The sequence below is a fragment of the Actinophytocola sp. genome, from assembly GCF_036402745.1.
GTDB lineage: Bacteria > Actinomycetota > Actinomycetes > Mycobacteriales > Pseudonocardiaceae > Actinophytocola.
Map to the genome: position 1 here is coordinate 1 of NZ_DASWSJ010000281.1, position 22,148 is coordinate 22,148.

A 22,148-nucleotide genomic window follows, 5' to 3' on the forward strand; every position below is an offset into this window, starting at 1 on the left:
ACGAGCGCGTACGTCGAGACCGTCCAGGCGCAGTGCGGCTGAGCGGTCGGTGCGGTCAGTCGTCCCCTTCGTGGACCGGGCCGGTGATCTGTCTCAGTCTCGCGATGAGGTCGACGGTCTCCACGCCGCACAGCTCGGCCATCCGCTCCAGGGCGGAGATGTCGAGGCTCACGTCGGGGGACTGATGGCCGTTGAGCTCGGCCAGCTTTCCCTTCGCCCAGCGGCGCAGGGGCAGCAGCTCCGGCTGGGTGTCCCGGACGACCTTGCGCAGGTCGATCCGGATGCGCCCGACCGGCGAGTCGCTGAACACCCGCTGGTGCACCCGCCCGAGCAGCTCGTGGGGTACCTCGTCGAGGGCGATGCAGATCTCGACGAGCCGCACCACCGAGCACTGCCGGGTGCCGAGCTCGTAGGTCGCCAGCGTCTGGAGTGAGATGTCGCTCTGCAGCCGGCGGTTGAGATCGCGGCGGGTCCAGCCGCGCTGCTTGCGCAGGCGGCGCAACTCGTCGCCGAGAACTCGCTGGTAGGTCGCTGTGTCCAGCTGCACGATCGCCCCTCTCTGAGTGGCATCCCGGTTCGCCAGACCGGGTGCCGACATAAGAGGAAGTGATGAAGTGGCGGGCGATTACGCGGGTTTTCACAATTTGCTTGAGCAATTGCGCCGAATGGCTCTGTAACGCGGGAACCCGGCCGACGATGTCGGCCGAACGGAGTAGGTCAGTTCACGCAACCGGAGGTATCGGGTGCGGCGGGCTGGCGCGCCTTCGCGGGCGACAGGTGCAGCAGCGGCCGGCCCTGGAGGCGCTGGCCGCTCGCGTCGGCGTTGCTGGCGTGGTAGTCGTCGCCCAGCAGGACGGTGACCGTGCCGGCCGGCAGGTTGGCGTCCTCCTCGACGGCGGGGCTCCCGCCGAGCGCACTGGCGACCCGGTTGCCGGCGTCTTGTTCGCCCGGGGCGTGGCGGACCACCGTGGACGCACGCGGGTCGGCGTTGCCGACGTCGCCCTTGGTGAAGCCCTGCCCGGCGAGCGAGGTGGCCACCGAGTCGGCGAGGCCCGGCTGGCCGGTGGCGTTGCGGACGTTGACGGTGATCTGCTCGTTGCCGCCCTGGTTCGCCGCGCTGCCGTCGTCGCTCGGGGTGGACGCGCCGCTGCTCTTCTGCTGGCCGGTGCCGAGCAGGCCCCGCACGTACGACTTCACCGCACTCGGGTCGACCTCGATCGCCGAGCCGTCCGAGGGGGTCTCCAGGTCGGGGCGGCCGACCGGGATGGTCTTGAACGACAGGTTGCCGCCGGTGAAGTTCATCATCTGCTGGGCGAACTGGATGATGTTCCAGTCCCGGTCGAGCACGACCGACTTCTGGATCGCGGCGCGCAGCTTGTCCAGCGTGCCCGAGCCGGGGGTGAGCATGTCCTGGGAGAAGACCTTCTTCGCCATGCCGGTCATGAAGACCTGCTGGCGCACGATCCGGTCGAGGTCGCCGTTGACCAGGCCGTGCCGCTGGCGGACGAACGCGAGTGCGGGCGCGCCGGACAGGTTCTGCTGGCCGGCCGGGAAGCGGGCCCCGGAGTAGGAGTCGTGGACCGGCGCCTTGAGGCAGACGTCGATGCCGCCGATGGCCCGGGTGATGTCGTAGAAGCCGAGCAGGTTCACCTCGGCGTAGTGGTCGATGGAGGCGCCGGTGAGGCCCTCGACGGTCGCGATGAGGTTCTTCGCGCCCTCCTGGTTGGACCGGACCTCGAGCTGGGCCCGGTCGGTGACGCCCTCGTTGCGCAGCTGCCGCATGGCGTCGTTCTTGGCCCGCAGGTACGCCGAGTTGATCTTGTGCTGGCCGTAGCCGGGGATGTCGACGTAGGAGTCGCGCGGCATCGAGATGCCGACCGCGGCCTTCCCGTCGTTGGGGATCCGGATGAGGATCAGCGTGTCGGTGTTGAGCTCGCCGTCGCTCTGGCCCGCGCTGAGCATCGCGAGCTGCTGTTCGGACAGCGGGTGGCCCTGCGCGTCCGTGCGGCTGTCCATGCCGACCATGAGGATGTCGATGGCGCCGTCGGCCGGCCGCTCGGTGGGCGGCTGGTCGATGACGTCGGCGGTCTGCATGTCCTGGCTCCACGACTGCAGCTCGCGCCAGTAGTAGCCGGTGACGACGAGGATGAGCACGGAGAAGACGGTGAGCGCCACCTTGCCGCCGGTGACCCCCGGGCGGCGGCGGCTGGGCGGGCTGACCGCCCGCTCGCGGCGCACGGTCGGCGCGTCGGGCAGTGGCTGCCAGCGCGCGTCGGAGGTGCGTGGCTTCGGGCGGCGGTAGGGGTCCTCACGGACCGGCTCGGGGCGTGCCGCGCGCGCCGGCCGGCCCCCGACGACCCGGCCGGCGTTCGCAGGCGTGCGTCCACCGGTACGCGGCGGTGTGGACCTGCCGCGCTCCTCCCCGTGGCCGTCCGACCTCGGCGGCCGATGGTTCACCCCGACTCCTCCCGCAGCGGTCCCTGGTCGTTCCCGAGCATGCCGTCCCCTGACACAGATGTAGACGCGCCGGGATGCCCGGGGGTTGCCCCGTAGGGTGGCATACGTCGCTCACCGTGACGGGACCGGCGCGCGTTTTGGCTTCGGAAGGTGTGGTCAGCCGCTCGGACGGCCACCCACCGGCACCGGCCGGGCGCCCGGCTGTCTCGCCCGCGAGGGCTGCGCGCACACCACCGCGACCGCCAGCGCCCCGACCATGATCCCACCGTGCACGATCGTCCCGACACCGCTCACCGTCGTGATCATCGGCGGCACGCACGCGATGGCGGTGACGAGCCACGGGCTCGGCCGCGAGCTGGTCTGCAGGTGGACGCAGTGCACGAGGTACCAGCCGGCCAGCAGGTGGATGAGGTTGGCCATCGGGTCGATCGGCAGACCCAGCAGCGCCGAGGTCTGCGTCCAGCCGGACAGCCCGGTGACCGCGAAGCCCAGCACGCCCAGCGCCCCGAACGCCACGCCGAGCGCGGCCGCCGCGGTGTCGGTCCAGGTCCGCGGCTCGTCCTCGGTGACCTCGACGAGCTCGGGCTCCGGCGCGGCCTGCCCGCGGCGCTCGAACCAGAGGAAGGACAGCAGCGTGGGCATCGCGATGAGGCCGAGCGCGAGCATGGTGCGCGGGCGGATGAGCCAGTCGATGCCGCCGGCCGCCACCCCGGCGCTGCGGGCGACCCCGACCAGGCCCTCGAGCAGCAGCATCGCGAGGAGATAGACGAGGTAGACGGTCATCGGCGCGGCGCGGACCACGTCCATCGCGCGGGCCGGCGGGCTGGTGGCGACCGCACGCAGGCCGGGCTCGCGGGGCAGCGCGACGAGGCAGACCTGCACGAGGCCGATCAGCAGCACGCCGGCCAGCGAGGGCGCGAACGCGGCGTACCCCGTCGGCTCGGCGAGCTGGAGCTTGGGCTGGGCGCCGAGCGTGGTGAGCGCGACCAGCCCGGCGAACGCGACGGCCGCCCCGGCGACGAGCGCCCAGCGCGGCAGCCGCCACAGCGTGCCGTCGGCGTAGTGGAAGGCGAGCTGGCCGAACAGCAGCGCCACGAGCACGCCGCCGGCGTGGGCGGCGACTGAGCCGCCGAAGAAGCTGAGCGCGACGACGCCGGCCAGCAGTGCGAGCGGGGTCGAGTACGGCAGCCGAAGGTGCAGCCGGTGCATGACCGGGGTGACCGCGACGACCAGGAGGTAGAGGCCGAGCAGCCACAGCGGCTGGACGATGAGCCTGCTGAACGCCGTGATCGCGTCGTCCGGGGCCTGGAGGAGCTCGAGGGAGAGCGGGACGACGAGCCAGGCGATGACGAACGCGAGCGTGGGCCGGATGAGCCAGCCGATCCGGCCCACGAGGTAGGTGCCGTAGCCGGCGCCGGCGTCCCGGGCGGCGCGCCACGCGAGGAGGTTGGCGTGCCCGCCGGCGAGGAAGAAGAGAGGCACGAGCTGGAGGAGCCAGGTGAGCGGCCAGAGCCAGCCGGCCTCGGCGGCGCCGCGCATGGTGAACGCGAGCATGGACTCGGCGAGCACGATGCCGGTGAGGCTGACGATGCGCAGGAAGCCGAGGTAGTCGGTCTGCGCCTGCTCGGTGGGGTCGAGGCGTGGCTGGGTCGGCGCGCGGCGTGGCTTGTGCCGGACGCCGCGCCGCACGACCGCGGGCGCGCGGACGGCGATGAGCAGCAGGATCACGACCATGGCCACCGACCACGGCCCGACGGGCTCGTTCTGCGGCGGTCCCCAGCGCTGGTGCCAGGAGTTGACGACGAGGCCGACGGTGTAGAAGGAGGCGACGACCTCGCAGGCCGCCGGTGAGCCGCGCGGGTTGAGCGTGCACTGGGCGTGCATGTCCTTGGAGAGCCGGTCGTCGAGGCGCTCGCGGAGCTCGGGGGACAGCGGCTGGCCCTTGCGATCGGCGTAGCGGAGCATGTCGTAGCCGAGGTCGTGGGCCTTGCAGCCGACGCTGTAGTCCCAGCGGGTGTCGCCCCAGGGGGAGGAGCAGCCGCCGCCGGGGTGGACCGCGCGGACGGTGCCGTCGGGAGCCTTCAGGTGGATCGGGTGGCGGCCGCTGACCGTGGTGAAGTCGGCGGGCAGCGCGGCGAGCGGGTCGCGGCCGGAGCCGGGGTCGAGCTGGTCCTCGATGGCCTGCTGGACCTTGGCGACCTCGCCGGTCGGCGGGTGGGTGACCGGCGGGTTGGGCCGCGAGGCGATGACCGCGAACGCGGCGGCGGCGAGGATCATGACGACGAGCCACCGCAGCCTGGGCACACCGGTGGCGACCCGCCCGCCCCCCGGCGGTGGGCCTGCCGACGCCTCCCCGATCATCGGGTCCCCATGGGTTCGAAGGCTACTCGCCGCGATCACGCAGCTCAGCCCGTTTCCCGGAAGAGAGCACCTTGGTATTACCTGCCCGTAATACCAAGGGGTTCGCCGGCGGTCAGGAGGCCATGCGGACCTGGTCCCGGCCGTTCTCCTTCGCCTCGTAGACCGCGGCGTCCGCGGCCTGGAGCAGGTCGCCCAGGCCGGTCGCGTGCCGCGGGTACACCGCCACGCCGATCGACGTCGTGCGGTGGGTGATCGCCACCGGGCCGCCGCGTTTGTCGGTGGTCGGGACGTGCAGCTCGGAGATCATCCGGCGGATCCGCTCGCCCGCCTGCTCGGCCTCGGCGTCGTCCGTCTCCGGGAGCAGCACCACGAACTCCTCGCCGCCGAACCGGCCGACGATGTCGCTGGGGCGCGTCGCCCCGCGCAGGGCGTGTGCGACGTACTCGAGCATGTCGTCGCCCGCCGGGTGACCCCACGTGTCGTTGATCGACTTGAAGTGGTCGAGGTCGACCATCAGCACGGCCGCCGAGCCGTTGGCCCGCTCCACCCGGGACAGTGCCCGCTCGGCGCCCTCGCGCCAGCCGCGCATGTTCAGCAGGCCGGTCTTGGGATCGGTGCGCACGTCGACCTGCAGCTGTCTGACCTCCGCGATGCGGTTGCCGATGACGCTGATCACCACGATGATCGCGAGCGCCGCGGGGAGGTTCACCAACAGGATGGCCGCGACCGTCCCGAGCGCGATGGTGAGCGCCTCTAGCTCGTTGTCGTCCTTGGTGCCCAGCACGGTCCGGATCGTGGGCCGCGAGGTGCTGATGAGGATGGCGCCGACACCGATGATCACGGCCTGCGCGGAGAAGTACACCAGCCCGCCGAGCAGCAGGATGCCGAACTCGGTGATCGAGTTGGGCACCGACAGCGCCGACCAGCTCCGCGGCCCGAACGCGGTGACCATCTGGTGGGTGGCGACGGCGGCCAGCAGCACGCTGGAGGTGGAGAACGCGAACCGGTAGAGCGGGCGGCGGGCGACGAACCAGCGCTGGGTACGGCTGAGGACGATGCCCAGCAGCGCGAGGTGCACGGGCAGCACGACCACGCCCGCGAACGACCAGATGCCGACGAGGTCGATCTGCACGGTGGGCTTGCGGCTACGGCGCCGCTCCTCCTGCCGCCGTGACAGCTGAAGGTGGACTGTCGCGCAGGTGGCCACCGCGGCGAGCCGGAGCCAGTCCGCGCCGGTCGGTGTGGGCGCGGTCACAGTGGCGAGCACGATGCACGTGATGGCCGCCAACTCGCAGGTCACCATGTACGCGATGAGCCGGGGCCGCTGGCGCCAGAAAGCCCACTGGCGCAGATGCACTACAAATCGGTTGCCACGGTGTTGCGAGTCGCGCTGATCGTTCACACTTGTAGGTGAAACAGGTAGCTGGCCCTGAGCACGCTCGGCCGGTCCCGTCCCATCTCCGTTCAGGGTGGTGGGAGGGGTTTCCGCAGGCGGCGTGCGCCCGGGCCCGTCGTGAGCGGTGAAACTCATGGACTTGCCTCCCTCCCTCCGTGTCACACGCAAGTGTGCCTCGAAGGTGCTGGAAGCAATGCTCCGGCATCACCGGCTAGCATGCGCCTGCGCCACTGGCCGGTACCGCCAGGACGTGCCCTCCGACGCCTGTCCCGTGCCAGCGGGAGGTGGACCTTGACGTCAGGTCGTGATCTGTGAGCATCTGACAGAATGTCCTGGGGGGATGACCAACTCGGCTCTGGTGACCCCGCCATGGAGGTGAATCGTGATGAGGGATCGCGACCTCTGAACGCACCCGCTCGACCTCCTGCCTGGTCTTTCTCGACCAGCACACCACTCATGAGGTCAGCGTATTCACGTTCGGTACGACTCGGGCGTTGCCGACCGATCGGTTGAGCCGCGCCCAGGCCACAGTCGCCGGGATGGCGATGGCGACTCCCAGCACACCAGCCAGGGCGATCGTCGTGGTGGTCGAGCCGAGCAGTTCCGCCACCGCGCCGCCGATGGCGACCCCGATGCCCTGCGACACCCGCAGACCTGTTCGGATGACCCCGAACGCCCCGCCGCGGATCTCGTTGGGCACCAACGTGTTGAACGTGGCGCTGACCGTGATCTGGTAGGCGCCGAAAGCTCCGGCCAGTGCCAACAGGACTATCGCGAAAGCGACGTGCGGTGTTAGCGCGAACGCGATGAGTGTTGCCGACGAGCACACCGCGAGCACACCCATGACCCGGATCCGGTGCTCCGCGGCGACGAACCGGGAGAGCACGTAGGTGCCGACGACGAAGCCGAGCGGGTCGGCGGCGAGCAGCCAGCCGACCGCCGCGCTGGACGCGCCCAGCTCCTTGGCGAGCGGGGCGACGAGGCCCTCGGGGATGACGACCAGGCCGACGAGCCAGGACAGGGTGAGCAGTACGCGCATCCGGCCGTTGCCGAACACCCAGCGGGCCGGGTCGAACCAGCCGTCGGCCTTGCTGCCGGCGACCTGGCGGTTCTTCACGTACCGGTGCACGACGACCGCGCTGATGAGGAACGTGACCGCGTCGATGGCGAGTGCCCAGCTGGTGCCGATGGCGACGACGAGCACGCCACCGCCGGCGAGGCCCAGCAGCATGAGCGTGTTGGTGGTGATCCCGCGCAGGTCCTGGCTGCGCAGGTAGAGCTCGTCGTCGGTGAAGACCTCACGGGTGACCGCGTTCTGCGCGGCCGCGGCCGGCGACTGGATGAGCCCGATGGCGAAGACCAGCACGCAGAGCACGGCTATCGGCATGCCGGGGATGGCCATGACGCCCACGACGACGGCCTGCAGCACCGTGCAGGTGACCATGAGCTGGCGGCGCGGGAACCGGTCGGCCAGCTGGGACAGGCCCAGCCCGCCGGCGAGCGCGGAGAGGAACGTGAGCGCGTAGGCCACCGCGGCCCAGAGCGCCGAGCCGGTGCGGTCGTAGACGAGGATGGTGAGCGCGACCTTGGCCAGCTGGTCGCCGAAGACGGACTGCGCCTCGGCGAACCAGAGCGCGCGGAACTCCGGGACCGCCAGCACGGCGGAGAATCCCGGCGTCCGTTGGCTCAACGTCAACCCCCGTGTCGACTACGACGGCAGATTCGCCCCGGTGGCGGGAACTGCCCCCGCGCACGGCCGACCGGGCAGCGCTCGACACACGCGGTACACGGTCAACTACTTTCTCGCCCTCGCGATGATGCTCAACCGGTCATCATCACGTAGCTCAGAGTACCGGCACCGGTGAGAACCGTGGGCATCGGTGGTTGGTCTCGCCGTGTTCCCAGATGCCAGTTGTAACCCTTCCAGCCTAGTGAAGCGCCCGTTTGTGCAGCTCAGAGTGGGTGTCTGCGGACGATCTGCGTGCCTGGACCGTCCGATTTCACCGGTCGGAGTGACCTTACTTGTCCCGTAGTAGCCGCAACAGATCGTCGGCGATCCCGGCGTCCTGCTCGCGGTAGTGCCTGGCCGTCCGGGACACCGAGCCGGCGAGCGTGTCGGCGTTCTGGCGGACCCCGCGCACCTGCCGCTGCAGCGACTCGCCGAACCGGTCGAGCGCGTCGGCGAAGCCGGTCTCCTTGCCGATCAGGCCGAAGCTGTCGTCGGCGACCGAGCGGACCTTGTGCAGCTCCTTGGTGCGCAGCGCGGTCAGCTCGTCGGCGATCGTGCGGGCGCGCTTGGCGTAGCCGGTGAGCGCGTCGGGGTCGACCCGGAAGCCGTCCCGGCCACCGCCACCCTGTGCGGGCGGATGGTCCTTCTTCGTGTTGTCGTGGTGCCGCATCGCCTTGACGCCGCGGCGGGCCTCGTCGAGGTGGGACTTGTACGCGCCGTTGGTGTAGGTGGACCACGGCCGGAACGAGGCGCCCTTGCCGGAGATCGCGAACGCGGCCTCGGCGTTGGTCGCCGGGTCGAACAGCTCGCGGTTGGCGTCGAGGTGGAACTGGTGGCGGCGCTCCGGGCCGAGCGCGCCGAGCATGTTGATCTGCCACAGGCCGTAGGAGTCGTCCGGCGGGGTGGCGTTGTGCGCCCGGGACCGCCCGCCGGACTCGGCGAGCGCGATGGCCACCGCGGTGCTCAGGTCGTGGCCGCGGAAGCCCGCGTCGTGCGCGTACTGGGCGATCTGCTCGGACGAGAGCTTGCTCACGGCCTGCCTCCACGTGCTCGTCGGTGCCTGCCCCTCGAGGGTGGCCGCCGGGGCGGCGCGGGGACCAGCGCGACTGCACGAGCGAGCAGGTCGGCTGCACAGCCGGGCTGGTCCGCCTCCCCGGGATTTAAAGTGTGCGTTGCGTTCCAGCGAATGGTGCGGGTATCGGGGGTGGATGGTGGCTGGGTGCCGTCACGGTCCCCTGAGGTTCCGGTGGTGGTGCTGGATTTCACCCGATGATCTACGTGGCAGGCCTTAGTCCGCCTCTCCGGGATTGAGAGTGTGCGTTGGGTCCCGGGGAATGGTGTGGGTGTCGGGGTGGGTGGTGGTTGGGTGTCGTCACGGTCCCCTGAGGTTCCGGTGGTCGGCGCAGGACGTCACCCGATGATCTACGAGACAGGCCTTAACCCGGCGGGAACGGCGGCAGGCGGCGCTCGTCGAGGTCGCGCACCGCCCGCCCGGTGTGCGCGAGCGCGACCACCTCGGCGCCGCGGTCACCCAGCCGGCGCGCCACGGCCAGCTCCTCCTCGGCCACCGCCACCTGCTCGTCGTACCGGTCGGCGAGCCCGTGTGCCACGAACAGCGCGCTCAACAGCTTGACCAGCACGTGGTCCAGCCCCGCCGCGCGCACGGGGTCGATCGCCAGGCGCAGCGCCGCGAGCCAGTCGTCGTAGTCGCAGCGCAGCTTCAGGTACCCGGACATGCGCAGCGCCAGCTGCCCGGCGAGGTCGGGCCGGCCCAGCCGCACGGCCTCCTCGATCGCGCCGAGGAGACCGGCCCGCTCCGCGTCGAACCAGTCGTAGGGCGCGGTCACCGCGACCGGCGGCGCACCGGTGGACGCCGGGACCGCGAACCCCTCGCCGTGCGGGATCCGCTCGTCCGCCGCCGCGGCCAGCGCGAGCCACCCCGCAAGCAGCCGGGTCGAGGCGGCCGCGGCGTCCGGCTCGTGCTCGCGGGCCTGCTCGCGGGCGTAGTCGGCGACGAGGTCGTGCAGCCGGAACCGGTCCTGGCCGGCGGCGTCGGCGCCGAGCGGCGCCACGAGGTGCACGTCGACGAGCTCGGCCACCAGGTCGCCGGCCGGCTCGCCGAGCAGCACCCGCGGCACCCACACCGGCCAGTCCGCCGCCCGGACCAGCCCCAGCAGCCGGAACAGCCGGCGCGCCCGCGGGCTCAACGTGCGGTAGCTCAACGCGATGCTGGCCCGCACGTCCAGGTCGCCTACGGCCAGCTCGTCGAGCCGGTGCCGCTCCTCGGCGAGCCGCCCGCGCAGCTCGTCGAGCGTCCAGTCGGGGCGGACGGCGAGCCGGGCGGCCACGATGGACACCGCGAGCGGCAGCCGCCCGCACACCGCGGCGAGCTCGGTGGCCGCGGCCGGCTCGGCGGACGTGCGCTCCTGGCCGACGATCCGGCCGAGCAGCTCCAGGCAGTCCTCCTCGGCGAGCACGGGCACCGTCCACCGCGCGGTCCCGGCGAGCTGGCGGCGCGAGGTGACCAGCGCGACGCAGCCCGGGTCGTCCGGCACGAGCGTGCGCAGCTGCTCCTCGCCGGCGGCGTCGTCGAGCACGACCAGCGTCCGGGTCCTGGCCAGCACGCCCCGGTACATCGCCACCCGCTCGGCCCGGTCCTGCGGCAGCGTGGACTGCCGCACGCCGAGCGCGGCCAGGAACCGGCCGAGGATCGCGTGCGGGTCGGCGGGGCTCTCCTGGCTGCCGCGCAGGTCGGCGTAGAGCTGGCCGTCCGGGAAGGAGGCGGCGAGCCGGCCGGCCACCGCGAGCGCCACCGTCGTCTTGCCGACGCCGCCGGGCCCGACGAGCACCCGCACCGGCGCGGCGGACCCGGTGATCTCGTCGATCAGCCCGTCCCGGCCGGTGAGCACCGCGGTCACCGGCGGCAGCTGGCGGGCGACCACCGTCGGCGTCGTGGTGGGAGTGAGGTCCTCGCCGCGCCGGAGCTGGCCCTCGAGGTCGCGCAGCGCGGGCCCGGGTTCGATGCCGAGCCCGTCGACGAACCGGCGGTGTGCCTCGCGGTAGGCGACGAGCGCGTCGGCCCGGCGGCCGGTGCCGAGCAGCGCCACCATCCGGGCCTGGTGCAAGGTCTCGCGGAACGGGTGTTCGGCGAGCAGCGGCTCGAGGTCGCGCAGCACGTCGGCGTGCCGGCCGAGGGTGAGCTGGGCCTCGAACCGGGCCTCCGCGGCCACGAGCCGCTCCTCGTGCAGGGCGTGCCGGGTGGCGGTGGCCAGCTCGTCCGGGACGTCGGCGAGCGCCGGGCCGCGCCACAGCGCCAGGGCCTCGCCGAGCAGCGCCACCGCGACGGCCGCGTCGCCGCCGGCCCTGGCGCGCTGGCCCTCGGCGGCCAGCCGGCGGAAGTCGAGCACGTCGAGCGTCGCCTCGCCCAGCCGCAGCTCGTAGCCGGCCGGGCCGGTGACGATGCGTTCCTCGCCGACGCGGCGGCGCAGGTTGCTGATCATGTTGTGCAGCTGGGCCTTCGCCGAGCGCGGCGGGTCGTCCCACAGCGCGTCGATGAGCCGGCTCACCGAGGCCGGCCGGCCGGCGCCGAGCAGCAGGACGGCCAGGACGAACCGCTCCCGGGCGCTGCCGATCGGGTCCGGCCGGCCGTCGTCGACCTGGACCGACCCCAGCACGCCGAACCTCGCTCCACGTCCCAACTGTCAACCCTTGTCCAGAGGATCACAGCGTGCCAGACTCGCCCGCCGTCCGGGCTTCATCGCACCACCCCACCGCGAAGGTGAGGTCGAATGAAGATCGTCTTCGCCGGCGAGCGGAGCCGCGGCGCACCGCTCACCTGGGGGCAGCGGCACATCCGGCGGACCGCCAGCGCATCGTCCCAGGTCCGGGTCCTGAACGTCCCCGGCGTACCCGTTCCCCGCGTCGCCGACGCGCTCGCCCAGCTGGTCGGCCGGCACGAGGCACTGCGGACGAGACTCACGGGCGAGGACGAGCAGCAGGTGTTCGAGAACGGCGCGCTGCCGGTCGAGCGCGGGCCGTCCTTCCCACCAGGTGGACTCGAGGCGCCGTTCGACGATCGGGCGGAGTGGCCGCTGCGGGCCGGCCTGGTCACCGCCGATGACGTGGTGCGGCAGGTCGTGCTGGTGTGCGGGCCCCTCGCGGTCGACCACGAGGGCGCGGAGATCGTCGTCAAGGACCTGGGCCTGCTGCTGCGCGGCGCGTTGCCGGTGCGGTCGGCGGCCCACCCCGCCGACGACGCGGTGTGGCAGCGGTCGCCGCAGGGGGTCCGGCTGACCGCGCGGGCGGTGCGGTTCTGGACCGAGGAGCTGCGCCGGGTCAGGTCGCTGTCCGCCGGCCGGCCTGGTGATGCGTGGTCGGCGACGCTGCGGTCCTCGGCGATGGACGTCGCCGCGCACGCGGTCGCAGCGCGGCACGGGGTGAGCGCGTCGACCGTGTACCTGGCCGCCACGGCCGGCGTCGTCGGGGCGCTGACCGGCAACCGGCTGGCGGCGCTGCGGTCGGTGGTGAGCAACCGGTTCTACCCCGACCGGCGCGACGTGGTGGCGGCGATCGCCCAGGACGGCCTGGTGGTGCTGGACCTCGCCGTGCCGACGTTCGGTGAGCTGGTGCAGCAGGCCTGGCGGACGACCGTGCGCGCGCACCGGTTCGCGCGGTACGACCCGGACGCCCTCGCGGACGCCGTGGACGTCGCGTCGTTCCCGGGCTTCGACGACTCCCGGCTGGCCCGGCGGGACGCGGTGCTGCCGCCGGAGGCCGAGCTGCGCGACCTCGCCGGGCGGTCGACGCTGGCCTCGTCGGCGTCCGCCGTGGGCGGCTTCGCGCTGGCGGTGGACGGCTCGGGGATGACCGCGCGGGCGGACTCGCTGTCCGCCGCCGAGCTCGGGTCGGGCCTGCGTGCGGTGGAGTCGGTGCTCGTCACGGCCGCTTTCCGGGAGGTCGCGATGGGCGAGCTGGCGGCGCTGGTCGCGCGGTCGCCCGGAACTGTCGTACCCCCGGCGTAGCTTGCGGGGCATGGACAAACCAGCCCCGGAGAACCTGGTCTCCACCGCTGCCGAGCGGCCGGTGCCGGCCAAGCGCTTACGGTGGGTCGAGGTGGGCCGGTTCCACCGGTTACTCGGCGCGCCCATCGGTGCCCACCGGCGGGCGCACGACCGGACGTGGCCGGCACCTGGACATCCTGCGGGAGATCGACGCCACCGGTAGGTTTCGATCCGCTCCTGGCGGGTAAGCCGTGCCCGGCGCGGACGGACCGTCGGCGCCTTTCGGTGTGGGGACTGGCACAGGTCGGCTCTTCGGGGCCTTTGTACGCTTGTCCGCCGGTCTCGGAAGTCGGCTGGAGGCGACGTGGGTTCTTCGGATCTGCTGACGGTGGACATCGACGCCCGCGGCAGTGCCGTGGTCGTGTCGGTGGGGGGCGAGCTCGATCTCGCCACCGTGCCCGTGCTGCGCGACCGGTTGGCGTCGCTGGAGTCGGCGTCCTCGTCGCCGGACCCGTTGGTGATCGACCTGTCCTCGGTCACGTTCATCGGGTCGGCCGGCCTGGCGCTGCTCGTGGAGGTGCACAACCGGTGCAGCGAGCGCGGCATGTCGCTGGCCATCGTGGCCGCCGGCAGCGTGGTGCCCCGGGCCATCCAGGTCACCGCGCTGGACCGGGTCTTCGCCGTGCATCCCACGGTGGACGAGGCCCTCAGCGCCTGACGCCTGCCCCGGGCCTTTCCCCACCGCCTAGCCGGCGAGCTCGTCGACTCCTGCCAGTAGGCGGTCGACGTCCGTGTCGGTGGTGTAGGGGGCAATCCCTGCTCGGACGGCGCCGGTTTCCGCTATACCCAGGCGTTTCGCGCATTCCAGGGCGTAGAAGGTGCCGGCCGGGGCGTTGACGTTCCGGGTGGCCAGGGCCGCGTAGATCTGGGCCGGCCGCCGGCCGCGGAGGGTGAACAGGACGGTCGGCGTTCGGGGGCGGTCGGGGGCGCCGTAGCGGCGGACGCCGGGGATGGCGGCCAGGCCGGAGTCCAGCCGGTCCAGCAGCGCTGCCTCGTGCTTTTCCAGCTCCGTCAGCGACGTGACCAGGCGCTCGCGGCGCGAACCCGTGCCCGGCACGAGGTCGGCCAGGAAGTCGACGGCCGCGGTGGTGCCGGCCAGCAGCTCATACGGCAGGGTGCCGAGCTCGAAGCGCTCCGGGACCGCGTTCGACGCGGGCAGCAGCTTGTCCGGGTGGATCATCTCCAGCAGGGACGGCGCCGCGTGCAGGAAACCCAGGTGCGGGCCCAGGAACTTGTACGGCGAGCACGCGTAGAAGTCGGCCCCGAGCGAGGACACCGAGACAACACCGTGCGGGGTCAGGTGCACTCCGTCCACATAGGTCAGAGCACCGACGGAACGCGCGGCGGCGGCGATGGCGGCCACGTCGGGGCGGGAGCCGAGCAGGTTGGACGCCGCGGTCACGGCCACCAGGCGGGTTCGCGGCGAGAGCACACCCGCGACGTTGTCGGCCGACAGAACCCCCGACGCCGGGTCGAAGTCGGCCCAGCGGACGGACGCGCCGGCCGCCGTCGCGGCCTGGACCCACGGGCGGACGTTCGCGTCGTGGTCCAGCCGGGTGACCACGACCTCGTCGCCCGGGCGCCACTCCTTCGCCAGCGCGCGGGCGAAGTCATACGTCAGCGCGGTCATGCTGCGGCCGAACACGATGCCCTCCGGCACGCCGCCGACCAGGTCCGCGGCCGCCTGCCGGGCCGCCGCGACGATCTGCTCGGCCCGGCGCTCGGCCGCGGTGACGGTCCCGCGGTTGGCCACGCCCGCGGTCAACGCCGAGGCGACCGCGGCCGCGACCGGCGACGGGGTCTGCGAGCCGCCGGGGCCGTCGAAGTGGGCGGTGCCCTCCGCGAGCGCCGGGAACCCGGCCCGCACCTTGGCCACGTCGTAGGTCATCAGTACCTCCACCGCCGGTGATCGATCCCCACCTACATTAGGTCGCATGCGCGCAGGGCGTCCGGTACGTCCACAGTGGACGGACCGGCGGATCGAGGACAGGGGGGAGCCGGATGGACCTGCACGACACGGTCGCCGTGGTGACCGGCGGTGGCACCGGCATCGGCCGGGCCACCGCGCTGGCGCTCGCGCGGGCCGGCGCGCGGGGCGTGGTGGTCGGCTACTCGCGCTCGGCGGACGAGGCGGCCGCCGTGGTCGAGGAGCTGGCCGCGCTCGGCTGCGTGGCGGTGGCCGAGCGGGCCGACGTCGGCGACGCCGCCGCGGTGCGCTCGTTGGCCGAGCGGGTGCGGGCGCGGTTCGGCCGGATGGACGTGCTGGTCAACAACGCGGCCACCACGCACCGGGTGCCGCACGCGGACCTCGAGGGCCTCACCGACGCGGCGTTCGCCCAGGTGCTCGACGTGAACGTGCTCGGCCCGTTCCGGCTGGCCCGCGCGTTCGCGGCCGACCTGCGGGCGGCCGGCGGCGCGGTGGTGAACATCGCCTCGATCGCCGGCTACCGCGCGGGCGGCTCGTCGATCGCGTACGGCGTCAGCAAGGCGGCGCTGGTGCAGCTGACCCGAAACCTCGCCGTCGCGCTCGCCCCCGAGGTGCGGGTGAACGCGATCGCCCCGGGCACGGTCGCGACCCGCTGGCAGACCGACGTCCACGGCATCACGGGCTTCGCCGAGCGTGCCCGGGCCGAGCGCGCGCAGGTGCCCCTGCGTCGCACGGCCGGCCCGGAGCACGTCGCCCAGGCGGTGCTCGGCGTGCTGGCCATGGACCTGGTCACCGGCGAGACGGTGATCGTCGACGGCGGCAAGCACGTCACCTACTAGTCATCGCACCACGCGGTAGCGGACGTGCGTCGCCTGCGGGGTCTGCACCACGCGGGTGCGCTCCAGGTCGATCGGCTTGCCGCCGATGTTGTCGAACAGCCGGACACCGCCGCCCATCAGGACGGGGATCAGGTGGACCTGGATCTCGTCGACCAGGCCCGCGGCCAGGGCCTGCTGCGCGGTCGTCGCGCCGTGCAGGCCCACCCAGCCGTCGTCGCCGGCCACGGCCTTGGCCTGCTCGATGGCGCTCGCCACGCCGTCGGTGACGAACGTGAACACCGGCGCCGCGGTGGCCGGCGGCTCGTGCGTGACCACGAAACAGGGGATGTCCCCGGCCGGCCCGCCGTCGCCCCAGCCGCCGTCGCCCTCGCAGATGTCGTAGGAGCGGCGGCCCATCACGATCGCCCCCGCGTCGCGGACCATCTCGCCGAGCACCTCCGCGTCGGCCGGGGTGTGGTCCTCCCCGGCCAGCCAGCGGTGCAGCCGCTCGCCGCCCTCACCCAGCGGGTGCTGCCGGCTGTCGTTCGGGCCGGTGACGTAGCCGTCCAGGGACACCGACATGCTTGATGCGACCGTTGCCATGACTTTCTCCTTGCTCCGATGAACGGGATGTGCCGGTGTAACGCCGGCCCGTCCCGGAACTCATCGGTGAAGCGATGACTTTCTCGCCGTCGGCTGGTCTTAACTGGTGTGGCCACCCGAGAGGAGCCTGCCGTGACCGTCGCCGACAAGCCGGTGGAGCCGGATTTCCTGAGCCAGGCCGACCCGTACCGGCGGGAGCTGCTCGCGCACTGCTACCGGATGCTCGGCTCGGTGCACGACGCCGAGGACCTGGTGCAGGAGACCTACCTGCGGGCGTGGCGCGCGTTCGACCGGTTCGAGGGCCGCTCGTCGCTGCGCACCTGGCTGTACCGGATCGCGACGAGCGCGTGCCTCACCGCGCTGGAGAGCCGCAGCCGCCGGCCGTTGCCGGCGAGCCTCGGCGGGCCGAGCGACGCGGCCGGCCAGCCGCTGGAGACGCGCGAGGAGGTGCCGTGGCTGGAGCCGATGCCGTCGGGCGCCGCGGACGCCGACCCGGCCGCGATCGTGGCGTCGCGGGAGAGCATGCGGCTGGCGTTCATCGCGGCGCTGCAGCACCTGCCGCCCCGGCAGCGGGCCGTGCTGATCCTGCGGGACGTGCTGGCGTGGCGGGCGGCCGAGGTCGCCGAGCTGCTGGACACCTCGACGGCCGCGGTGAACAGCGCGCTGCAGCGGGCCCGGGCGCAGCTGGACTCGGTGGCGCCGTCGCCGGACGACGTCGTCGAGCCGATGTCGGCGCCGACCCGTGATCTCCTGGAGCGCTACGTCGCGGCGTTCGAGCGCAAGGACATCGACGGGATCGTGGCGCTGCTCGCGAAGGACGCGGTGTGGGAGATGCCGCCGTTCGCCACGTGGTTCCAGGGGCGCGACGCGGTGGCGCGGCACCTGCTCGGCCAGTGCCCGGGCGGGCCCGGCGACTTCCGCTGCGTGGTCACCGAGGCCAACGGCGCGCCCGCGGTCGGGCTCTACCTGCGGGCCGAGGACGGCGTGTTCCGGCCGTTCTGCCTGCAGGTCGTCACCGTCGACGGGTCCGCGTTCTCGCACGTCGTGTCGTTCTTCGGGCGGCGGCTGTTCGCTACCTTCGGCCTGCCGGAGACCTCATGATCGACGACCGGGTGCTGCTCGGCGGCGTGGGCCTGCTCGAGCGGGCGATCACCTACATGCTCGGCGCGCTGCACGAGGTGAGCCCGCGGCAGCTGGCCCGGCCGACGCCGTGCGGGCAGTGGGACCTGCGGGCGCTGCTCGACCACATCGACGAGTCGCTGGTGGCCCTGCACGAGGCGGCCGAGCTGGGGCATGTGTACCTCGCACCCGAGGCCGGCGCCGGTCCCGACGACCCGGTGGCCGCGGTGCGCGCCCGGGCGGGCCGGCTGCTGGGCGCGTGGACGTCGACGTCGCAGGTCTCGGTCACCGTCGGGGACGCGGGCCTGACGACCGGCATCCTGACGACGGCCGGCGCGGTCGAGGTGGCGGTCCACGGCTGGGACGTGGCCCGGTCGGTCGGCCGGTCGCGGCCGATCCCGCCGTCGCTGGCGGAGGAGCTGCTGGCCCTCTCGCCGTTGCTGGTGAGCGAGCTGGACCGGCCGGCGCTGTTCGCGGCACCGGTGGAGGTTCCGGCCCGGGCGGCGCCGGGCGACCGGCTGGTGGCGTTCCTCGGCCGCCGGCCGTGACCGCGCCGGCGGCCCGCCCCCAGGCCGGGCCGCCGGCGGAGCGTCAGGCCGCCGCGGCCTGGCGGGTGGCGCGGGCCGCGGTCAGGCTCGCCTCGCAGGCGGCGATCAGCTGGGTGTCGGCGTGGGTGGTGGGGCCGCGGTGGCAGCGGGGGCAGTGGACGGTGGCCGTGCGGGTGACCTCGTCGACGGCCAGCTCCAGCTCGCGCCGGCACGGGCGGCACCAGCGGTGGCCGGTGACGGGGATGACGTGCAGCTCGCTGTGCGCGCACTCGTGGATCCAGCGGCGGTGCACCCGGCAGGTCATCCGGTCCAGCGGGTCGAGCCAGCCGGTGTCCTCGGCGTGGTCCTCGGCGACGAGCGCGTCGGCCAGCGTGGCGGTCCGCGAGGCGGTCACGGTCGGGGCAGTCCTGGGCCGGTTGTCGACCAGGGTCAGTGTGGTGGCCATCGGACTGTCCTTTCGTGAGCTGCTGTCACAGAGACGTCGAACCAGGGACGCCTCGATAGACATGCCGACCGGAAAAAGAGCCAGAAACTTTTGGGGCCGCTACGCCTTCGCCAGGCGGGTGGCCGCCTCGTCGATGGCGGCCGGGGAGAACACGTGCTCCGCGGCCAGGCCGGCCATACCCACCAGCGGGGCCAGGTCGCCGAGGACCGCCGGGCCGACGTCCAGCCCGCGGGCCGCGACCTCGTGCGCCTGCTGGCCCAGGGTCTCCGCCAGGCCGGCCAGGAACGGCCGCAGCGACCCGATCTCGCCGCCCACCCGCACCCGGTGCGGGTTGAGGATCGTCACCACCGTCGCCAGGACCGTGCCCAGCAGCCGGCCCGCGTCGGTGGCCAGCGACACCGCGTGCGGGTCACCGGCCTCGACCCGGCGCAGCACGTCCGGCAGCGCGCGGGCACCCTCCGACCGCAGCTGCCGGACCAGCGCCGTCCCACTGGCCAGCGCCGCCACGCAGCCGCGCAGGCCGCAGCTGCACCGCTCGTCGCGGTCCTCGATGCGGATGTGGCCGATCTCGCCCGCGCACCCGGTCGCGCCGCGGTGCGGCAGGCCGCCGATCACCACGCCCGCGCCGATGCCCGACCCGATCCACACGCCGAGCACGGTCGAGTGCGGCGCGTCCGCGGCCAGGTACTCGCCGTAGGCCAGCGCGTTCGCGTCGTTCTCCAGCTGGACGGACACCCCCAGGCCGTCCGCGAACACCTCGCGCAGCGACTGGTCGCGCCACGCCTGCATCGTCGGCGGCATGAGCGACACACCCGTCTCGTGGTCGATCTGGCCCGGCACGGCCAGGCCCACCGCCGCGAGGTCGCCGAACCGGTCGAGCGAGGACAGCTGCGCACGCGCGGTGTCCAGCAGCCACGGCAGCACGTGCTGCGGCTCGTGCCCGAGCGGCAGCCGCTCGCGGTGCACGGCCAGCACCGTGCCCCGCAGGTCCGCGACGCCGACGGTGGCCAGCGACGCGCCGAGGTGGGCGACCACCGCCACCCGCGAGGTCTGGTCGGCGCCCAGCAGCGCCGCGCGCCGGCCGCCGCTGGACGCGCGGTGACCGACCGTGTCGATCACCCGCAGCCGGGTGAGCGTGTCCAGCCGCTCGACCAGGGTGGCCCGGGACAGGCCCAGCCGCCCCTGAAGCTCGTGACGCGTCAAGGGGCCACAGTCCCGTAACACGGCGAGAACATTTCCCGGTGAGGCAGCGCCACCAAGGGCGATCACGCGGTTGACGTCGGCCATGGCACCCGCCTAAATTGATACTCCATAACTTCTGTCTAAGTATTAGACATAAGTGTGGGAGGTGCAAAGTGGCACCGGTAGCCACCACCGGCACCGAGATGCTCGAGTCGCCACTCGAGCTACTGCTGGAGGTACCGTGAGACCCAGTGTCACCCATGCGCCCCGCCGCCGGCTCGGGTCGGTGCAGCTGGCCGCCTGCGCGGCGTGGACGCTGAGTGGCAATGACATAGGCACCATGATCACCGCGGCTCCCCGGTTGTACCCGCACATGTGGAGCTGGGACACCGCGTTCATCTCCATCGGGCTCGCCCACCTCAACGTCGACCGGGCGGTGCAGGAGCTCGAGACCCTGCTCGCCGCCCAGTGGCGCAACGGGATGCTGCCGCACATCGTGTTCTCCGAGGGTGGCGGCTACTTCCCGGGCCCGCAACGCTGGGGCGCCGCGGAGCTCAACGCGGACGCCCCCGACGCGCCGCGCACGTCGGGCATCTGCCAGCCGCCCGTGCACGCCATCGCCCTGCGCCGCATCGTCGACACCGGCCGGCTCGGCTCGCAGTCCGATGTGGACGCCGTCGAGCGGCTGCTGCGCGAGGGCTGGCCGCGGCTCTACCACTGGCACGAGTGGCTGGTCCGGCACCGCGACCCGCACGCCACCGGGCTCCTGGCGATCGTGCACGGCTGGGAGTCCGGCATGGACAACTCGCCGCGCTGGGACGTCCCGTACTCGGCGGTCGTGCCCGGGCCGGACCTGCCGCCCTACGTCCGGCTCGACCGCGGCCTGGTCTCGCACGCCGACGCGGAGCGGCCGAGCGACCGCGAGTACGACCGGTACCTGTGGCTCATCGAGGAGATGCGCAAGGTCCGCTACGACGCCGACCAGGTCGTGCGGACCTCGAGCTTCCTCGTCGGCGACGTGTTCGTGACCGCGTTGTTCGCGCTGGCCAGCGAGGTCCTGGCCACGCTCGGCGAGGAGAGCGGGCAGCCGGCGTGGCAGATCAAGCAGCTGCGCGGCTGGGCCCGCCGCTCACGGGCCGCCGTGGCCGCCGCCTACGACCCGGTGTCCGGGCTGGCGAGGGACCGGGACCTGCGCACCGACGAGTGGCTCTCGACCCGGACGATCGCCGGCTTCGCCCCGCTGCTGTGCGGGGGGCTGCCCGAAGCGGACGAGCAGCGCTTGCTCGAGACGATCTGCGGGCCGGACTGGGCCGGGCATCCGGACCTGTTCGCCGCGATCCCGCCGTCGGTGTCGCCGAACGACCCGGGGTTTCGGCCGCGAGAATACTGGCGGGGTCCGGTGTGGCCGGTGATCGCGTGGCTGTTCGGCTGGGCGTTCGAGCACCGCGGCTGGCCGAAGCACGCGGCGCAGCTGCGGACCGAGTGCCTGCGGCTGGTGGAGGACGGCTCGTTCGCCGAGTACTACAACCCGATGACCGGCGAGCCCCTGGGGAGCAAGCAGCAGTCCTGGACGGCGACGGTGGTCCTGGACTGGCTGCACACCGCCTGACCGCGTCCGGCCGTGGCGGGACCGGTCCCGCCGGCCGTCGGCCACGCTGAGCGGGTGACCTGCCCACCTGCACCGCCGGTGCACGATCCGCGCGCGCCGATCGGCTTCGGCACCGCGGTCGTGACGTGTCTGCGGAAGTCCGTGCGCGCCCGGGGCCGGGCGTCCCGGGCCGAGTTCTGGTACTTCGTGCTCTTCTGCCTCGGCGTGTTCCTGGTCGCCGGCCTGGCCGGGGCGGTCATCGGCGGTGAGGCGTGGGCATCCGGTTTCTTCGCCGGCGCCTACGTCCTGCTGCTGGTCCCGTGGGTGGCCGCCGGCATGCGGCGGCTCCACGACACCGGCCGCGGCGGCGGCTGGTGCTTCCTGCTGTTCTCGATGATCGGGATGATCGTCGTGCTGGTCCTGTGGACCGAGCCCGGCCAGCCGCAGCCGAACAGGTTCGGCCTGACCCCGCGCCCCGGCTGATCAGCGGCGGCGGGCGCCCCGGGCCGCGGCGGCGCCGGCGGCCAGGACCACGATGGCCGCCGTCAGGGCCCAGCGGCGTTTCTCCTCCGTCTCCGGGCGGACGCCGGTGGCCGCCGCGACCACCGGCTTCTCCCGCCGCCGCGGAGTGGGCTCGGCCGGGGCCGGAACCTGGGGCCCGGCGGGCGGCGGTGGCAGCGGTGGTGGGGGTGGCGGGACGGCCCGCGGTGGCGGCGGGGTGGGGACCGGCGCCGGGGGCGGCGCGGGTGTCTCGACGGGAGCCTTGGGGACCGGCGGGGGCGGCGCCGGAGGTGGTGGCGCTGGGGATGGTGCTGGGGGTGGTGGTGGGGGAGCCGACGTCGGGTGAGTCGGCCACGGGCGGGGTGGCGGCGGCCGGCCGGCGAGCGGGGCCGGGTCGGCGATGGCGCCGGGCGG

General features: G+C 73.3%; 18 protein-coding genes and 1 pseudogene. 7 read left to right on the forward strand and 12 right to left on the reverse strand.

Annotation, left to right across the window (positions count from 1 at the left end; translation table 11 throughout):
• Positions 1-55 precede the first annotated feature (55 nt).
• From VGD70_RS26500 to VGD70_RS26530, 7 genes are all read right to left on the reverse strand, one after another.
• Positions 56-547 carry a helix-turn-helix transcriptional regulator gene (locus tag VGD70_RS26500; RefSeq protein ID WP_331085968.1) on the reverse strand — a complete coding sequence of 164 codons (492 nt, stop codon included), beginning with the start codon at positions 545-547 and terminating at the stop codon, positions 56-58.
• A 170-nt stretch (positions 548-717) separates the two neighbouring features.
• On the reverse strand, positions 718-2,457 hold the full coding sequence (locus VGD70_RS26505) for an LCP family protein (RefSeq protein ID WP_331085970.1): 1,740 nt from the start codon (positions 2,455-2,457) through the stop codon (positions 718-720).
• 156 nt (positions 2,458-2,613) lie between these two features.
• Positions 2,614-4,818, reverse strand: coding sequence for a phospholipase A2 (locus VGD70_RS26510; RefSeq protein ID WP_331085972.1), 2,205 nt, complete (start codon positions 4,816-4,818; stop codon positions 2,614-2,616).
• A gap of 112 nt (positions 4,819-4,930) precedes the next feature.
• Positions 4,931-6,175 (reverse strand): GGDEF domain-containing protein, encoded by a 1,245-nt coding sequence (locus VGD70_RS26515; RefSeq protein WP_331085974.1) that lies wholly within the window; start codon positions 6,173-6,175, stop codon positions 4,931-4,933.
• 493 nt (positions 6,176-6,668) lie between these two features.
• Positions 6,669-7,904 (reverse strand): MFS transporter, encoded by a 1,236-nt coding sequence (locus tag VGD70_RS26520; protein ID WP_331085976.1) that lies wholly within the window; start codon positions 7,902-7,904, stop codon positions 6,669-6,671.
• A 328-nt stretch (positions 7,905-8,232) separates the two neighbouring features.
• Positions 8,233-8,976 carry a transglycosylase SLT domain-containing protein gene (locus VGD70_RS26525; protein ID WP_331085978.1) on the reverse strand — a complete coding sequence of 248 codons (744 nt, stop codon included), beginning with the start codon at positions 8,974-8,976 and terminating at the stop codon, positions 8,233-8,235.
• A gap of 403 nt (positions 8,977-9,379) precedes the next feature.
• Positions 9,380-11,641 carry an AfsR/SARP family transcriptional regulator gene (locus VGD70_RS26530; protein ID WP_331085979.1) on the reverse strand — a complete coding sequence of 754 codons (2,262 nt, stop codon included), beginning with the start codon at positions 11,639-11,641 and terminating at the stop codon, positions 9,380-9,382.
• Positions 11,642-11,731: 90 nt separating this feature from the next.
• Between VGD70_RS26530 and VGD70_RS26535 the strand changes: the two genes are divergently transcribed.
• Positions 11,732-12,964 (forward strand): hypothetical protein, encoded by a 1,233-nt coding sequence (locus tag VGD70_RS26535; RefSeq protein WP_331085981.1) that lies wholly within the window; start codon positions 11,732-11,734, stop codon positions 12,962-12,964.
• A 343-nt stretch (positions 12,965-13,307) separates the two neighbouring features.
• The gene (locus VGD70_RS26540; protein WP_331085983.1) at positions 13,308-13,661 is read left to right on the forward strand and encodes an anti-sigma factor antagonist; all 354 of its coding nucleotides are present in this window, start codon (positions 13,308-13,310) and stop codon (positions 13,659-13,661) included.
• Between the two features lie 27 nt (positions 13,662-13,688).
• Here VGD70_RS26540 and VGD70_RS26545 read toward each other — a convergent pair whose 3' ends face one another.
• The gene (locus VGD70_RS26545; protein ID WP_331085985.1) at positions 13,689-14,891 is read right to left on the reverse strand and encodes a cysteine desulfurase-like protein; all 1,203 of its coding nucleotides are present in this window, start codon (positions 14,889-14,891) and stop codon (positions 13,689-13,691) included.
• A gap of 113 nt (positions 14,892-15,004) precedes the next feature.
• Between VGD70_RS26545 and VGD70_RS26550 the strand changes: the two genes are divergently transcribed.
• Positions 15,005-15,769 (forward strand): SDR family oxidoreductase, encoded by a 765-nt coding sequence (locus VGD70_RS26550; protein WP_331085988.1) that lies wholly within the window; start codon positions 15,005-15,007, stop codon positions 15,767-15,769.
• Here VGD70_RS26550 and VGD70_RS26555 read toward each other — a convergent pair whose 3' ends face one another.
• Positions 15,770-16,351 (reverse strand): dihydrofolate reductase family protein, encoded by a 582-nt coding sequence (locus VGD70_RS26555; RefSeq protein WP_331085990.1) that lies wholly within the window; start codon positions 16,349-16,351, stop codon positions 15,770-15,772.
• A 132-nt stretch (positions 16,352-16,483) separates the two neighbouring features.
• Between VGD70_RS26555 and VGD70_RS26560 the strand changes: the two genes are divergently transcribed.
• Together VGD70_RS26560 and VGD70_RS26565 are read left to right on the forward strand one after the other, a co-directional pair.
• Positions 16,484-17,452: a sigma-70 family RNA polymerase sigma factor gene (locus tag VGD70_RS26560; RefSeq protein WP_331085992.1), complete on the forward strand. Its 969-nt coding sequence runs from the start codon at positions 16,484-16,486 to the stop codon at positions 17,450-17,452.
• A complete protein-coding gene (locus VGD70_RS26565; RefSeq protein WP_331085994.1) occupies positions 17,449-18,018 on the forward strand; it encodes a TIGR03086 family metal-binding protein in 570 nt (189 codons plus the stop codon). Before VGD70_RS26560 ends, VGD70_RS26565 begins: the two co-directional genes overlap by 4 nt.
• Before the next feature lie 43 nt (positions 18,019-18,061).
• On the opposite strand, the gene VGD70_RS26570 is transcribed toward VGD70_RS26565, so the two are convergent.
• Complete coding sequence (locus tag VGD70_RS26570) at positions 18,062-18,463, reverse strand: hypothetical protein (RefSeq protein WP_331085996.1); 402 nt, start codon at positions 18,461-18,463, stop codon at positions 18,062-18,064.
• Positions 18,464-18,562: 99 nt separating this feature from the next.
• The gene (locus tag VGD70_RS26575) at positions 18,563-19,666 is read right to left on the reverse strand and encodes an ROK family protein (protein WP_331085998.1); all 1,104 of its coding nucleotides are present in this window, start codon (positions 19,664-19,666) and stop codon (positions 18,563-18,565) included.
• A gap of 220 nt (positions 19,667-19,886) precedes the next feature.
• On the opposite strand from VGD70_RS26575, the gene ggh reads away from it, so the two are divergent.
• Both ggh and VGD70_RS26585 read left to right on the forward strand, forming a co-directional pair.
• A complete protein-coding gene (gene ggh / locus VGD70_RS26580; RefSeq protein WP_331086000.1) occupies positions 19,887-21,254 on the forward strand; it encodes a glucosylglycerate hydrolase in 1,368 nt (455 codons plus the stop codon).
• A 54-nt stretch (positions 21,255-21,308) separates the two neighbouring features.
• Entirely contained in the window at positions 21,309-21,716 is a 408-nt protein-coding gene (locus VGD70_RS26585) for a DUF805 domain-containing protein (protein ID WP_331086002.1), read from the forward strand.
• Here VGD70_RS26585 and VGD70_RS26590 read toward each other — a convergent pair.
• Positions 21,717-22,148, reverse strand: a pseudogene (locus tag VGD70_RS26590) (hypothetical protein); the annotation flags it as partial. It abuts the gene before it with no gap.

Excerpts from the sequence above, each read along its gene's own strand:
- VGD70_RS26510 (WP_331085972.1), bottom strand. The coding sequence starts at position 4,818 with ATGATCGGGGAGGCGTCGGCAGGCCCACCGCCGGGGGGCGGGCGGGTC.
- VGD70_RS26535 (WP_331085981.1), top strand. The coding sequence starts at position 11,732 with ATGAAGATCGTCTTCGCCGGCGAGCGGAGCCGCGGCGCACCGCTCACC.
- VGD70_RS26545 (WP_331085985.1), bottom strand. The coding sequence starts at position 14,891 with ATGACCTACGACGTGGCCAAGGTGCGGGCCGGGTTCCCGGCGCTCGCG.
- VGD70_RS26550 (WP_331085988.1), top strand. The coding sequence starts at position 15,005 with ATGGACCTGCACGACACGGTCGCCGTGGTGACCGGCGGTGGCACCGGC.
- VGD70_RS26555 (WP_331085990.1), bottom strand. The coding sequence starts at position 16,351 with ATGGCAACGGTCGCATCAAGCATGTCGGTGTCCCTGGACGGCTACGTC.
- VGD70_RS26565 (WP_331085994.1), top strand. The coding sequence starts at position 17,449 with ATGATCGACGACCGGGTGCTGCTCGGCGGCGTGGGCCTGCTCGAGCGG.
- VGD70_RS26570 (WP_331085996.1), bottom strand. The coding sequence starts at position 18,463 with ATGGCCACCACACTGACCCTGGTCGACAACCGGCCCAGGACTGCCCCG.